Origin of the sequence: Achromobacter sp. SD115 (assembly GCF_017355315.1) — a bacterium.
Taxonomy (GTDB): Bacteria; Pseudomonadota; Gammaproteobacteria; order Burkholderiales; family Burkholderiaceae_B; genus Achromobacter; species Achromobacter xylosoxidans_B.
This window is the reverse complement of sequence record NZ_JADIJM010000016.1, coordinates 28,340-41,608: the sequence shown is the minus strand read 5'-3', so window position 1 is coordinate 41,608 and position 13,269 is coordinate 28,340. Positions and strand designations below refer to the sequence as shown.

The 13,269-nt window shown below is 66.2% G+C and carries 12 protein-coding genes; 9 read left to right on the top strand and 3 right to left on the bottom strand.

Annotated features, from left to right (window positions below; translation table 11 throughout):
- The first annotated feature begins 117 nt into the window (after positions 1-117).
- From IPU70_RS21310 to IPU70_RS21270, 9 genes are all read left to right on the top strand, one after another.
- Complete coding sequence (locus tag IPU70_RS21310) at positions 118-891, top strand: ABC transporter ATP-binding protein (protein ID WP_013392193.1); 774 nt, start codon at positions 118-120, stop codon at positions 889-891.
- Positions 888-1,598 (top strand): ABC transporter ATP-binding protein, encoded by a 711-nt coding sequence (locus IPU70_RS21305; protein WP_013392192.1) that lies wholly within the window; start codon positions 888-890, stop codon positions 1,596-1,598. The genes IPU70_RS21310 and IPU70_RS21305 overlap by 4 nt, the downstream gene beginning before the upstream one ends.
- Positions 1,599-1,660: 62 nt before the next feature.
- On the top strand, positions 1,661-2,875 hold the full coding sequence (locus IPU70_RS21300) for an ABC transporter substrate-binding protein (protein WP_013392191.1): 1,215 nt from the start codon (positions 1,661-1,663) through the stop codon (positions 2,873-2,875).
- Between the two features lie 148 nt (positions 2,876-3,023).
- Positions 3,024-3,911: a branched-chain amino acid ABC transporter permease gene (locus tag IPU70_RS21295; RefSeq protein WP_207470077.1), complete on the top strand. Its 888-nt coding sequence runs from the start codon at positions 3,024-3,026 to the stop codon at positions 3,909-3,911.
- The gene (locus IPU70_RS21290) at positions 3,908-4,891 is read left to right on the top strand and encodes a branched-chain amino acid ABC transporter permease (RefSeq protein WP_207470076.1); all 984 of its coding nucleotides are present in this window, start codon (positions 3,908-3,910) and stop codon (positions 4,889-4,891) included. The genes IPU70_RS21295 and IPU70_RS21290 overlap by 4 nt, the downstream gene beginning before the upstream one ends.
- Before the next feature lie 107 nt (positions 4,892-4,998).
- Positions 4,999-6,015 (top strand): ABC transporter substrate-binding protein, encoded by a 1,017-nt coding sequence (locus IPU70_RS21285; RefSeq protein ID WP_207470074.1) that lies wholly within the window; start codon positions 4,999-5,001, stop codon positions 6,013-6,015.
- Positions 6,016-6,101: 86 nt separating this feature from the next.
- The gene (locus IPU70_RS21280; RefSeq protein WP_207470072.1) at positions 6,102-6,947 is read left to right on the top strand and encodes a branched-chain amino acid aminotransferase; all 846 of its coding nucleotides are present in this window, start codon (positions 6,102-6,104) and stop codon (positions 6,945-6,947) included.
- 72 nt (positions 6,948-7,019) lie between these two features.
- Positions 7,020-9,164 (top strand): phosphocholine-specific phospholipase C, encoded by a 2,145-nt coding sequence (locus IPU70_RS21275; RefSeq protein WP_207470070.1) that lies wholly within the window; start codon positions 7,020-7,022, stop codon positions 9,162-9,164.
- The gene (locus IPU70_RS21270) at positions 9,161-9,559 is read left to right on the top strand and encodes an ASCH domain-containing protein (protein ID WP_242702628.1); all 399 of its coding nucleotides are present in this window, start codon (positions 9,161-9,163) and stop codon (positions 9,557-9,559) included. Before IPU70_RS21275 ends, IPU70_RS21270 begins: the two co-directional genes overlap by 4 nt.
- A gap of 50 nt (positions 9,560-9,609) precedes the next feature.
- Here the strand turns inward: IPU70_RS21270 and IPU70_RS21265 are convergent, their stop codons facing one another.
- Genes IPU70_RS21265 through IPU70_RS21255 form a run of 3 tightly spaced genes read right to left on the bottom strand, consistent with a single transcriptional unit; the run spans position 9,610 to position 13,240 of the window.
- Positions 9,610-10,362, bottom strand: coding sequence for an ABC transporter ATP-binding protein (locus IPU70_RS21265; protein ID WP_207470060.1), 753 nt, complete (start codon positions 10,360-10,362; stop codon positions 9,610-9,612).
- The gene (locus tag IPU70_RS21260; protein ID WP_207470058.1) at positions 10,362-12,197 is read right to left on the bottom strand and encodes an ATP-binding cassette domain-containing protein; all 1,836 of its coding nucleotides are present in this window, start codon (positions 12,195-12,197) and stop codon (positions 10,362-10,364) included. Before IPU70_RS21260 ends, IPU70_RS21265 begins: the two co-directional genes overlap by 1 nt.
- Positions 12,198-12,202: 5 nt before the next feature.
- The gene (locus IPU70_RS21255) at positions 12,203-13,240 is read right to left on the bottom strand and encodes a branched-chain amino acid ABC transporter permease (RefSeq protein WP_207470056.1); all 1,038 of its coding nucleotides are present in this window, start codon (positions 13,238-13,240) and stop codon (positions 12,203-12,205) included.
- Between the last annotated feature and the right edge of the window lie 29 nt (positions 13,241-13,269).

Sequence of the window (13,269 nt, the reverse complement as noted above, 5' to 3'; positions counted from 1 at the left end):
CTCGCCGGCAACTCATAAGAAAACGGCGAGGCTTCGCCAGTTTTCCGGACCCTGCGGGGGCCTGACGCAACGACGACAGGTGGAGACCGAAATAAATACAACGCCGGTGCAGCGAACATGGACGACACGATCCTGGAGACAAAAGGCCTCACCAAGGAATTCCGCGGATTCGTCGCGGTCAATGGGGTCGATTTGCGTATCAAGCGGGGCGAGATTCATGCCTTGATCGGGCCTAACGGCGCGGGCAAGACCACTTGCTTCAACCTGCTTACCAAGTTTCTCTCTCCCACGTCGGGAACCATCAAGTTCAACGGTATCGACATTACCGGCGAGCGTCCCGCGCAGATCGCGCGGCGCGGCGTGATCCGTTCCTTCCAGATCTCGGCGGTGTTCCCGCACCTGACCGTGCTGGAAAACGTGCGCATCGGTCTGCAGCGCAAGACCGGCCTGTCGTTCCACTTCTGGAAAAGCGACAAGCAGCTGGCGGCGCTGAACGAGCCCGCCCGCGCGCTGCTGGAACAGGTCGACCTGGGCGCCTTCGCCGACGAGACCACCGTAAACCTGCCCTATGGCCGCAAGCGCGCGCTCGAAATCGCCACCACGCTGGCAATGGAACCCGAGCTGATGCTGCTGGACGAGCCCACGCAGGGCATGGGCCACGAGGACGTGGACCGCGTCACGCAACTGATCAAGCGCGTCAGCGCCGGCCGGACCATTCTGATGGTGGAACACAACATGAATGTCGTGTCCTCCATCGCCAACACCATTACTGTGCTGGCGCGTGGCAGCGTGCTGGCCGAAGGATCGTACGCCGAAGTCTCCCGCCATCCGGCCGTGATGCAGGCTTACATGGGCACCACCGAGGGCGAACTTCAAGGAGCGCACGCATGAGCACCCCGGCACTGGAAATTTCGGGCCTGCAGGCCTGGTACGGGGAATCGCATATCCTGCACGGCGTGGATATGCGCGTTGGACAAGGCGAAGTGGTCACGCTGCTCGGACGCAACGGCGCCGGGCGCACCACGACCCTGCGGGCCATCCTGGGCCTGACGGGTTCGCGCAAGGGCTCGGTACGCATCCACGGCACCGAAGCCATCGACCTGCCCACCTACAAGATCGCCCACCTGGGCGTGGGCTATTGCCCCGAGGAACGCGGCATCTTCGCCAGCCTGTCCTGCGAAGAGAACCTGCTGCTGCCGCCGGTCGTCGGCTCGCTGGGCGGCGGCATGTCGCTGGCCGAAATCTACGACATGTTCCCCAACCTGCAGGAACGCCGGAATTCTCCCGGCACGCGCCTGTCGGGCGGCGAACAACAGATGCTGGCCGTGGCGCGCATCCTGCGCACCGGCGCCAACCTGCTGCTGCTCGACGAAATCTCCGAAGGCCTCGCCCCTGTCATCGTGCAGGCGCTGGCGCGCATGATCACGGCGCTGAAGCAGCGCGGCTACACCATCGTCATGGTGGAGCAGAACTTCCGCTTCGCCGCGCCCTTGGCCGACCGCTTCTATGTCATGGAGCACGGCCAGATCGTCGAGCACTTCGAAGCCGCAGAACTTTCAGAAAAACAGGACACGCTCAACGAACTGCTGGGCGTCTAGAACCTGTGTCATCCGCCGGAAATCCGGCAACACTACACCGTAGGGAAGAGAGGAGTCATCCCATGAAGCTGCACACCATCACTGCTGCACTGGCCATGGCGGGCCTGGGATTTGCTGGGGCAACCGCCCACGCGCAAGGTATCTCCGACGATGTCATCCGCATCGGCTTCATCACTGACATGTCGGGCGTGTATTCCGACATCGACGGCAAGGCCGGTCTGGAAGCCGTGCGCATGGCAATCGAGGACGCCGGCGGTTCGATCAACGGCAAGAAGATCGAAGTCGTGTCGGCCGACCACCAGAACAAGGCCGACGTCGCCTCGGCGCGCGTGCGCGAATGGTTCGACGAACAAAAGGTGGACGTCATCATCGCCGGCACCAACTCGTCGACCAGCCTGGCCATGGCCGGGGTGGCCGCCGCGAAGAAAAAGCCCTTCATGGCGATCGGCGCGGGCGCGTCGGACCTGACCAACGCCCAATGCTCGCCCTACACCGTGCACTACGCGTACGACACCGTGGCCCTGGCGCGCGGCACCGGTTCCGCCGTGGTGAAGGACGGCGGCAAGAGCTGGTTCTTCCTGACCGCGGACTACGCCTTCGGCCACGCGCTGGAACGCGACACCATGGCCGTGGTCAAGGCCGCGGGCGGCGAGGTCAAGGGCCAGGTGCGCGCGCCGCTGGGCGCGTCTGACTTCTCGTCCTTCCTGCTGCAAGCGCAAGCCTCCAAGGCGCAGATCCTGGGCCTGGCCAATGCCGGCGGCGACACCATCAACTCGATCAAGGCCGCCAATGAATTCGGCGTGACCAAGACCATGAAGATGGCCGGCCTGCTGGTCTTCATCAACGACGTGCATGCGCTGGGCCTGCAAGCCACCCAGGGCATGTACCTGACCGACGGCTGGTACTGGGACCAATCCGACGCCTCGCGCGCCTGGTCCAAGAAGTTCGAAGCCAAGGTCGGCCGCAAGCCTTCCATGCTGCAGGCGGGCGACTACTCAGCCACGGCCTTCTACCTGAACGCCATCAAGTCCACCGGCACGGACGACGGCGACGCCGTGATGAAGTGGATGAAGTCGAACAAGGTCAACGACTTCTTCGCGCAAGGCGGTTACGTGCGCGAAGACGGCCGCATGATCCACGACATGTACCTGATGCAGGTCAAGACGCCAGCTGAATCCAAGGCCCCGTGGGACTACTACAAGGTCGTGGCGACGCTGCCCGGCGACGAGGTCTACACCAAGTTGTCCGAGTCCACTTGCAAGCTGGTCAAGAAGTAAACCAGCTCGGGTGATCCCAGACGCGACCCGGCGAACCTACACGCCGGGCCGCGTTTTTGACCGGCTCTTGCTTCACGCCGGGTCGCATTCTGACCAGGTCAGGTTTTGACTAGCTCGCTTCCATTCGTACGCGCAGGATTTTCACAAGATGACTGACATTTTCGGCATCCCCATACAGGCCTTGTTCGGCCAGCTGTTGCTAGGCCTGGTCAACGGCTCCTTCTACGCCATGCTGTCGCTTGGGCTGGCCGTCATCTTCGGGCTGCTGAACGTCATCAACTTCGCGCACGGCGCGCTCTACATGCTGGGTGCGTTCGTCGCCTGGATGGGGCTGTCCTACCTGGGGTTGAACTACTGGGTCATGCTGATCCTGGCGCCGCTGATCGTCGGACTGTTCGGCATCATCATAGAAAAGCTGTTGCTGCGGCACCTGTACAAGCTCGATCACCTGTACGGGCTGCTGCTCACCTTCGGCCTGACGCTGCTCATAGAAGGCCTGTTCCGCAGCTTCTACGGCGTCTCGGGCCAACCCTACCCCACGCCCGACGCGCTGCGCGGCGCCACCAACCTGGGCTTCATGGTCCTGCCGAACTACCGCGGCTGGGTCGTGGCGGCCTCCCTGGTGGTGTGCCTGGCAACCTGGTTCGTCATCGAGCGCACCCGCCTGGGCGCCCTGCTGCGCGCCGGCACCGAGAACCCGCGGCTGGTGGAGGCCTTTGGCGTCAACGTGCCGCGCATGATCACGCTGACCTATGGCTTCGGCGTGGCGCTGGCGGGCTTTGCCGGCGTGCTGGCCGCGCCCGTGCTGCAAATTTCTCCGCTGATGGGCTCCAACCTCATCATCGTCGTGTTCGCCGTGGTCGTGATCGGGGGCATGGGGTCCATCATGGGCGCCATCGTGACCGGTCTGGGCCTGGGCGTGATTGAAGGACTGACCAAGGTGTTCTGGCCCGAGGCCTCCAGCACGGTCGTGTTCATCATCATGGCCATCGTTCTGTTGATCCGCCCGGCCGGGCTGTTCGGAAAAGAAAAATGAATCGTCAATTCCTGGGCTATGCGGTACTGGCCGTCGTGGTGGCCATACTTCCCTTTGTCGGGGTGTATCCGATCTTCGCCATGAAGATCATGTGCTACGCGCTCTTCGCGTGCGCATTCAACCTGCTGCTGGGCTTCACCGGCCTCCTGTCGTTCGGCCACGCCGCCTTCCTGGGCAGCGCGGCCTACGCGACCGGCCACGCGCTCAAGGTGTGGGGCTTCCCCACCGAGATCGGCCTGCTGTTCGGCGTGGCCGTGGCGGCGCTGCTGGGCCTGGCGATGGGCGCCATCGCCATCCGCCGCAGCGGCATCTACTTCGCCATGATCACCCTGGCGCTGTCGCAGATGGTGTTCTTCTTCTTCCTGCAGGCGAAGTTCACGGGCGGCGAGGACGGCCTGCAAAGCGTGCCGCGCGGCACCCTGTTCGGCTTGATCGATCTTTCCAAGGACCTGAACCTGTACTACGTGGTGATGGCCATCTTCATCATTGGCTACTTCATCATCTGGCGCACGGTGAACTCGCCCTTCGGCCAGGTGCTGCAGGCGCTGCGCGAGAACGAGCCGCGCGCCATCTCACTGGGCTACGACGTCGACCGCTTCAAGCTGCTGGCGTTCGTGCTGTCGGCCGCGCTGGCCGGCCTGGCGGGCGCCACCAAGACCCTGGTCTTCGTGTCCGCCACCTTGTCCGACGCCACCTGGCAGATGTCCGGCCTGGTCATCCTGATGACGCTGATCGGCGGACTGGGCACCTTGACCGGCCCCATCCTCGGCGCCTTCATCGTGGTGCTGCTGGAAAACAAGGTCGGCGACTTCGGCCAGATGATGGCCAGCCTGACCGGCGTGGACTGGTTCCTGCGCCTGGGCGAATCGGTCACCATCGTGATCGGCCTGATCTTCGTGATCTGCGTGCTGGCCTTCCGCCGCGGCATCGTGGGCGAGGTCGGCGCCCTTATCAACCGCCGGCGCGCCGCCCGCGCCTGATCCAGGCAACGCAAGTAACCCGGGGCCGCAATCCGCGGCCCCGTTTCATTTGGCGCGCCGGCTGGCACCCGTACAATGAACGGCACCCAACCCAACAGGTGCTGACCATGCGCAACCCGCATCCGCTCGCCCCCGTCCTTGGCGCCTTGGCGCTGGCAGCCGCCCTCATCCCCGCGGCCGCACAAGCCGCCGATCCCGTCTGCGAAATCGACCGGCCGGTCCGCTTCAGCGGCCTGAACTGGGAATCCAACCTGGTCCTGGCCGGTATCGAACGCTACGTGCTGGAACATGGCTACGGCTGCAAGACCACGGTCGAAATCGGCGAAACCCTGCCCATGCTGGCCGCGCTGCAACGCGGCGACGTCGACGTCACCCCGGAAGTGTGGCCCGGCCAGATCGAAGGCGCATGGAAGAAGGCCCTGGCCAGCGGCAAGGTGCTGGGCGTGGGCCACGTATACGACGCCGGCGAGGGCTGGTACGTGCCGCGCTACACCGTCGAACGTCACCCCGGTTTGAAATCCGCGGCCGACCTGGCGCGCTTCAAGGAAGTCTTCGCCGATCCCGAGGAGCCCGGGCGCGGCCGCATCTACGGCTGCCCCGCAGGCTGGGCCTGCGGCACCCTGAACGAGAACCTGCTGCGCGCCTTGAAGCTTGAAAAGGACTACGCGATGTTCGCGCCCGGTTCCGGCGCCGCGCAGAAGGCCGCCATCGTGTCCGCGTACAAGCGCAAGCGCGACATCGTCTTCTACTACTGGACGCCCACCTCGCTGGTCGGGGCCCTGGACCTGGTGAAGCTGGAGCTGCCCGCCTTCGACCAGGCCGCCTACACCTGCATGACCGATCCCAAGTGCGCCCATCCCGTGGCCACCGAGTTCAAGCCCAACCCCGTGGTCACCGGCGTGAATGCGCAGTTCGCCAAGCAGGCGCCGCAACTCGCCGAGTTCCTGGGCAAGCTGACCGTGCCCAGCGACGCCATCGACGCCACGCTGGGCTGGCTGGAAAACGAAGGCAAGGAACCCGAGGACGCCGCGCGCTATTTCCTCAAGCAGTATGGTCCCGTCTGGCGGCAATGGATGCCGGCGCAGGCGGCCGACCGCGTGCAGGCGGCGCTGGCGCGCGAATGACAACCGGAACCCGGCCGCCGCCTCATGTATCCTGACGTTTCGGCGCGCCGATAGCGCCAACCCGATTCAAGTGAAGGAAGACAACCATGGATGCCTTGTTCTGGCACAACGGTCACTGGACCACTGAAAACCCCAAACTGCTCGGCCCGGCCGACCACGCCTTCTGGATGGCCAGCATGGTGTTCGACGGCGCGCGCGCATTCCGCGGCCTGACGCCGGACCTGGACCTGCACTGCCAGCGCGTGGTGCGCTCGGCCGAAAAGATGCTGATGAAGCCCCAGCTCGGCTGGGAAGAAATCCAGCAGCTGTGCCTGCAGGCAGTCGCGAAATTCCCGCAAGGCACCGAGCTCTACATCAAGCCCATGTTCTATTGCGCCGACGGCTTCCTGCTGCCGGACGCCGACAAGACCCAGTTCGTGCTGCATGTGTTCAAGGTGCCGATGCCGGGCGACCAGGGCTTCTCCGCCTGCTTCTCCAGCTTTGCGCGTTCCTGGCCCAATATGGCGCCGACCGACGCCAAGGCGTCCTGCCTCTACCCCAACGGCCAACGCGCCATCCGCGAAGCTGCCGAGAAGGGTTTCGACAACGCCATCATGCTGGACGGCGCGGGCAATATCGCCGAATTCGCCACCAGCAATCTGTGGATCGCGAAGGACGGCGTGGTGTCCACGCCGGCCGACAACGGCACCTTCCTCAATGGCATCACGCGCCGCCGCGTGCTGGCCCTGCTGAAGGCCGACGGCGCCGACGTGCAGGAACGCAGCCTGACCCGCGCCGACATCGAGCAAGCCGACGAAGTGTTCTCGTCCGGCAACTACGGCAAGGTAGTGCACGTGAACCGCGTGGAGGACCGCAAGCTGGAATACGGCCCGATGGCCCGCCGCGCGCACAAGCTGTACATGGACTACGCGGAAAGCACCGGCGCGAAGTAGGATCGCCGCCGCCCCAGCCGCCTCTCCACGCTGCCCGCCCTGTGCGGGCAGCTTCGTTCTCAGGAATGCCTCATGCAGACCCGACGTGACTTTCTCCGCAGCGGTGCCTCGCTGGCCGGCGCCGGCAGCGCCCTGGCCCTGCTGCCCGCGTCCATCCGCCGCGCGCTCGCGATCCCGGCCGCGCGCCGCACGGGCACGATCCGCGACGTGGAGCACATCGTCATCTTCATGCAGGAGAACCGTTCGTTCGACCATTATTTCGGCGGGCTGGCGGGCGTGCGCGGGTTCGGCGACCGCTTTCCCATACCGGTGCCGGACAGCCCGGGCGCGCGCCGCCGCACCGTCTGGGCGCAGTACAACGACAAACCCGATGAAGGCGCGCCGCGCACGGTGCTGCCCTTCCACCTGGATACGCGCGAAGCTTTCGAGACCATGCGCGTAGCCAGCACGCCGCACACCTGGTCCAACGCCCAGGACGCGTGGGACGCGGGCCGCATGGGCAACTGGCCGGCCGCCAAGAAGAACCACTCGATGGCGTACTTCTCAGCCGAGGACATGCCCTTCCAGTACGCCATGGCGCGCGCCTTCACGGTCTGCGACGCCTACCACTGCTCGTTCACCGGCGGCACCAACACCAACCGGCTGTTCGTCTGGACGGGCACCAACGACGGCCTGGGCCGCGGCAACGGTCCGGCCTTGGGCAATACCTACAACAAGCTCACCGGAGGCGATCCGGCTCGCGCCTATACCTGGACGACCTATCCCGAGCGGCTGGAGGCGGCGGGCGTCAGTTGGCGCATCTACCAGAACATGGCGGACAACTATTCGCTCAACCCCACCGCCGGGTTCAAGGCCTACCGCGATGCCTATCAAGGCCTGCCCGGGTCAGTGGCCGCGCTGAAGGACAAGGCGCTCACCACCCGCGACCTGGACCTGCTGCGCCAGGACGTGCTGGACGGCACCCTGCCGCAAGTGTCCTGGATCTGTGCGACCAAGGCCGGCTCCGAGCACCCCAGCCCGTCCAGCCCGGCCCAGGGCGCCGATTACACGGCCCGCGTGCTGGATGCGCTGACGGCCAACCCCGAGATCTGGAGCAAGACCGTCCTGCTGCTGATGTTCGATGAGAACGACGGCTTCTTCGACCACATGCCGCCGCCTGCGCCGCCCTCGCGCGATGCCTCGGGCGCGCTGGCCGGGGCCTCCACGGCGGATACGCGCGGCGAATATCACGAGATCGTCGCCGGCGCGGAAAAGGACGACACCCTCGCCCACTTGCACGGCGTCTACGGCCTGGGTCCTCGCGTGCCCATGTATGTGCTGTCGCCCTGGACCAAGGGCGGCTGGGTCAACTCCCAGGTGTTCGACCACACTTCCGTGCTGCGCTTCATCGAGCAGCGCTTCGGCGTGGCCGAGACCAATATCTCGCCGTGGCGCCGCGCCGTGTGCGGCGACCTGACCTCCATCTTCGATTTTTCCGCGCCGGACGGCGCTGGCCTGCCCAGCGGCTTGCCAGCCACGGCCGAACGCGCCGGGCTCGCCTCGGCGTTGCCCGGCACGGTCACACCGCCCGCGCCGCTGCAGCCGGGACCGGCGCGGCAACAGGCCGGCACGCGCCCATCGCGTCCGCTGCCCTACGCGCTGCAGGTCCATGCGGCTGTGGACAGCGAGCGCGTGACGCTGCGCTTCGAAAACACCGGCGCGGCTGGCGCGGTGCTGCATGTGTATGACCGGCTGCACCTGGAGCGCGGCCCGCGCCGCTACACCGTGGAAGCGGGCAAGCAGCTGGAAGGCGCATGGCAGACCGCTGCCGACAATGGCCGCTACGATCTGTGGGTGCTGGGTCCCAACGGCTTCCACCGCCATTGCACCGGCCGCGCCGGCCTGCAACCGCTGGAAGTCACGGCCAGCTATCAGGGGCCGGGCGCGTCGCTGCAACTGACGCTACGCAACCCCGCCCCGCAGGCCCGCTCGTTCCGGGTGGAGGCCAACGCCTATGGCCATCCCCGCGAAGACGACGCCACGCTTGCCGCCGGCGAGACGGTCAGGCTGGCCTGGGACCTGACCCGCAGCGCCGGCTGGTATGACCTGACGGTGCGTGACAGCGGCGACCCGACCTACACTCGCCGCCTGGCCGGACGCATCGAAACCGGCGCCCCCTCCACTTCCGACCCCGCGATGGGACAGGAGCTGATACTGCAATGGACAGCGCTGACATGAAACCGCCCGCCCCCTATGAGAACGCCGTGACCTTCCAGTTCGGCGATTCGCCCGAACTGGCCGACGAGTTGCTGGCGCTGGTGCTGGCCGGCACGAAGACGGCCACCTGCGGCGCGCTGCGCGATTTCAATGAACAGGAACCCGTGCCTCAGGCCGGCCGGCGCGACGTGGTGCTGGACGGCCTGGGCCGCCCCGCCTGCGTGATCGAGACGCTCAGCGTGCTGATCCAGCGTTTCGACCAGGTCGACGAAGCGTTCGCGCTGGCCGAAGGGGAAGGCCCCTACGAGGCCTGGCGCGACGCGCACATCGCCTACTTCGGCCGCAACGGCGGTTATGCGCCGGACATGATGCTGGCGTGCGAACGCTTCCGGGTGGTCGAAGTCTTCGAGCGATAAAAAAAGCCGGATGCCTCGCGGCGTCCGGCCCTTCAGGCGCTTGGGGTCGATCAGCTTTGCTCGCCGCCCTTGCCCAGGCCCAGATAGCTTTCAATGACCTTGGGGTCGCCGGCCAGTTCGCGCGCCGGACCGTGCAGGATGACCTCGCCGGTTTCCAGCACGTAGCCGTAGTCGGCCACTTGCAGCGCCGCGCGCGCATTCTGTTCGACCAGCAGGATCGCCACGCCGGTCTCGCGCAGGCGCGCGATGATGTGGAAGATCTCGCGCACGATGCGCGGCGCCAGGCCCAGGCTGGGCTCGTCGAGCATCAGCAGGTTGGGCTTGGCCATCAGCGCGCGGCCGACGGCCAGCATCTGGCGTTCACCGCCCGACAGGGTGCCGGCCTGCTGCGCACGGCGCTCGCGCAGCCGCGGGAACAGGTCGAACACTTCGTTCAGCGTGTCGCGCCAGCCGCTTTCGCGGGCGCGGTAGCGGCGGAAACCGCCCAGCAGCAGGTTGTCTTCCACCGACATGGTGCCGAACAGTTCGCGGCGCTCGGGCACCAGCGACATGCCGGCCGCGACGCGGCGTTCGACCTGCCAGCCCGACACGTCGGTGCCGGCGTACTGCACGGTGCCGGCCGCGTGGCCGGTCTGCGGCAGCGCCCCCATCATGGCGTTCAGCATGGTTGACTTGCCGGCGCCATTGGCGCCGATCACGGTGACGATGCTGCCGGCGGGCACGGTGAGCGAGGCGCCCACCAGCGCGCCCACCTTGCCGTAGCGGGCGGACAGGTTGGTGACTTCGAGTACGGGAGCGCTCATCACACGCCTCCTGCCGACACGGGCTTGGCCTGGTCCGCTTCGGGCAGGTCGTCATCGATGCCGCCCAGGTAGGCTTCCAGCACCGCCGGGTTCTTTTGCACGTCGGCCGGCACGCCTTCAGCCAGCTTGGTGCCGAAATCCATCACCACGAGGTGGTTGGTCAGACGCATCACAAAATCCATATCGTGTTCGACGAGCAGAATGCTCATGCCCTCGGCGCGCAACTGTTCCAGCACACGCGCCAGGTCCTGCTTTTCCTTGTAGCGCAGGCCGGCGGCGGGTTCGTCCAGCAGCAGCAGCACCGGGTCGGCGGCCAAGGCGCGCGCGATTTCCAGGATGCGTTGCTGGCCCAGCGCCAGGTTGCCCGCCTGCTCGTACAGGTACTCGCCCAGGCCGACGCGCTTGATCTGCTCGGCGGCTTCGTGCAACAGCTGCGCCTCGCGGGCGCGATCCGAATGCAAGGCGCCCGCCAGCACGCCGACGTCCGAGCGCAGGTGCGCGCCCAGCGCCACGTTCTCCAGCACCGTCATGCCGGGCAGCAGTTGCACGTGCTGGAAGGTGCGGCCCACGCCCAGCTTGGCGATGTCGCGCGCCGAACGGCTGTCGATGCGCTGGCCCATGAACGTGACCTTGCCGCGCGTCACCGGCAGCACGCCGCTGATCAAGTTGAAGGTCGTGCTCTTGCCGGCGCCGTTCGGGCCGATCAGGCCCATGATTTCGCCGGAGGCGACCTTGAAGGAAATGTCGTTGACCGCGACCAGGCCGCCGAATTCCTTGCGGATGGCATCCACTTCGAGCACCACCTGGCCGGCTTGCGGACGCGCGCGCGTCGGCAAGGCCGGCGCCGGCGCGGGCGGCGCCAGGTTGCGGCGCGAACCGTCGGCGCCGGTGATGCTGCCCCACCAGCCCGCCAGGATCGGCCACAGGCCGTTGCGGGCGTATTGCAGCATCAGGATCAGCAACACGCCGAAGACGATCATCTCGAAGTTGGCGTTGGTGTCCAGCAGCTTGGGCAACAGGTTCTGCAGCTGGTCCTTCAGCACCAGGATGACGCTGGAGCCCAGCAAGGCGCCCCAGACGTAGCCCGCGCCGCCGACCACCGCCATGAACAGATACTCGATGCCGTAGTTGATGCCGAACGGGCTGGGGCTGACGGCGCGTTGCATGTGCGCGTAGAGCCAGCCGGAGACGCAGGCCAGCAATGCCGCCCAGACGAAGATCACGACCTTGTAGGCGGCGGTGTTCACGCCCATGGATTCGGCCATGCCGGCGCCGCTCTTGAGCGCGCGGATGGCGCGGCCCGGACGCGAGTTCAGCAGGTTGCGGGTCGCCCACAGCGCCAGCAGCACGAACACCCAGATCAGGTAATAGATGTGGCGGCCGCTGGCCAGCGACATGCCGAAAATGCTGATGGGCTCGATGCCGGCGATGCCGTCATGTTTGCCCAGCCAGTCGATGTTGCCGAACAGGAAGTACAGCGACAGGCCCCAGGCGATGGTGCCCAACGGCAGGTAGTGGCCCGACAGGCGCAAGGTGATGGCGCCCAGCAAATAGGCCACGACGGCCGTCAGGATCAGCCCGGCCGGCAGCGCCAGCCAGGGCGAGACATCGTATTGCGTGGTCAGGTAGGCGGTGGTGTAGGCGCCCAGGCCCACGAACGCGGCTTGGCCGAACGAGGTCAGGCCGCCCACGCCGGTCAGGAGCACCAGGCCCAGCACCACCAGGCTGGCCAGCCCGATGTAATTGAGCTGCGTGACCCAGAATTCAGGCGTGGCCGACACCAGCGGCAGGCCCGCCAGGACGACGAGAAAGAGGACGAGCAAAATGCGGTTCATGACGTTTATTCCTCTTCGTCCACGTGATGGGTGCTGAACGAACGCCACACCAGAACCGGGATAATCAGGGTGAAGACAATCACTTCCTTATAGGCGCTGGCCCAGAAGGACGAGAAGGATTCCAGCACGCCCACCAGCAGCGAGCCCGCGGCGGCCACCGGGTAGCTGGCCAGGCCGCCGATGATGGCGCCGACGAAGCCCTTCAGGCCGATCAGGAAGCCGGTGTCGTAGTACACCGTGGTGATGGGCGCGATCAGCATGCCGGACATGGCGCCGATAGCGACGGCCAGCGTGAAGGTCAGGCTGCCGGACATGGTGGTGCTGATGCCAACCAGGCGGGCGCCGCGGCGGTTGACGGCCGTGGCGCGCAGCGCGCGGCCGTACAGCGTCTTGCCGAAGAACAGCCACAGGCCGATGATCAGGATGGCGCAGGTCGCCACCACGAACAGGCTTTGCGCCGACCAGGTCATGAAGCCCAGGTCGATCTGCCCGCTGACGAAGGCCGGCGTGCGCCAGCCTTCGGCGCCAAAGAACACCAGCGCCAGGCCGGTGAGCGCGAAGTGCACGGCCACGGAAACGATCAGCAGCACCAGCACGGTGGCTTCGGCCAGCGGCTGGTAGACGATGCGATAGACCATCGGACCCATCGGGATCACCAGCAGCAGCGTCAGCAGCATGTTCAACCACAGCGAATTGCCGGGCGCGGTGTAGGTCACGGTCAGCCAGAGCAGCGCCAGCGGCAGGACCACACAGGTCACGATGGCCTTGGGCAGCGCGGCGGCGCTGCGGGTGCGCAGCGCGCGCAGCAGCTCGAGCGCCAGGCAGACCACGCCCAGCAGCGGCAGGAGATAGGCGGTGCCCGGCACTTTGCCGTCCACCAGCATGGCCAGGGTCAGGGCGCCGAACGCCACGAACTCGCCCTGGGGAATGAAAATGACGCGCGTAACGGCGAATACCAGCACCAGAGCCATGCCCAGGAGGGCATAGATGGCGCCGTTGACGACACCGTCTTGCAGCAGGATCAGCGCAATTGTGGAATCCATCTAACAACCTTATTTATTCTGGTGTTCCG

Coding starts and splice junctions, on each gene's coding strand:
- IPU70_RS21300 (WP_013392191.1), top strand. CDS start 1,661: ATGAAGCTGCACACCATCACTGCTGCACTGGCCATGGCGGGCCTGGGA.
- IPU70_RS21275 (WP_207470070.1), top strand. CDS start 7,020: ATGCAGACCCGACGTGACTTTCTCCGCAGCGGTGCCTCGCTGGCCGGC.
- IPU70_RS21285 (WP_207470074.1), top strand. CDS start 4,999: ATGCGCAACCCGCATCCGCTCGCCCCCGTCCTTGGCGCCTTGGCGCTG.
- IPU70_RS21290 (WP_207470076.1), top strand. CDS start 3,908: ATGAATCGTCAATTCCTGGGCTATGCGGTACTGGCCGTCGTGGTGGCC.
- IPU70_RS21310 (WP_013392193.1), top strand. CDS start 118: ATGGACGACACGATCCTGGAGACAAAAGGCCTCACCAAGGAATTCCGC.
- IPU70_RS21255 (WP_207470056.1), bottom strand. CDS start 13,240: ATGGATTCCACAATTGCGCTGATCCTGCTGCAAGACGGTGTCGTCAAC.
- IPU70_RS21265 (WP_207470060.1), bottom strand. CDS start 10,362: ATGAGCGCTCCCGTACTCGAAGTCACCAACCTGTCCGCCCGCTACGGC.
- IPU70_RS21270 (WP_242702628.1), top strand. CDS start 9,161: ATGAAACCGCCCGCCCCCTATGAGAACGCCGTGACCTTCCAGTTCGGC.
- IPU70_RS21280 (WP_207470072.1), top strand. CDS start 6,102: ATGGATGCCTTGTTCTGGCACAACGGTCACTGGACCACTGAAAACCCC.
- IPU70_RS21295 (WP_207470077.1), top strand. CDS start 3,024: ATGACTGACATTTTCGGCATCCCCATACAGGCCTTGTTCGGCCAGCTG.
- IPU70_RS21260 (WP_207470058.1), bottom strand. CDS start 12,197: ATGAACCGCATTTTGCTCGTCCTCTTTCTCGTCGTCCTGGCGGGCCTG.
- IPU70_RS21305 (WP_013392192.1), top strand. CDS start 888: ATGAGCACCCCGGCACTGGAAATTTCGGGCCTGCAGGCCTGGTACGGG.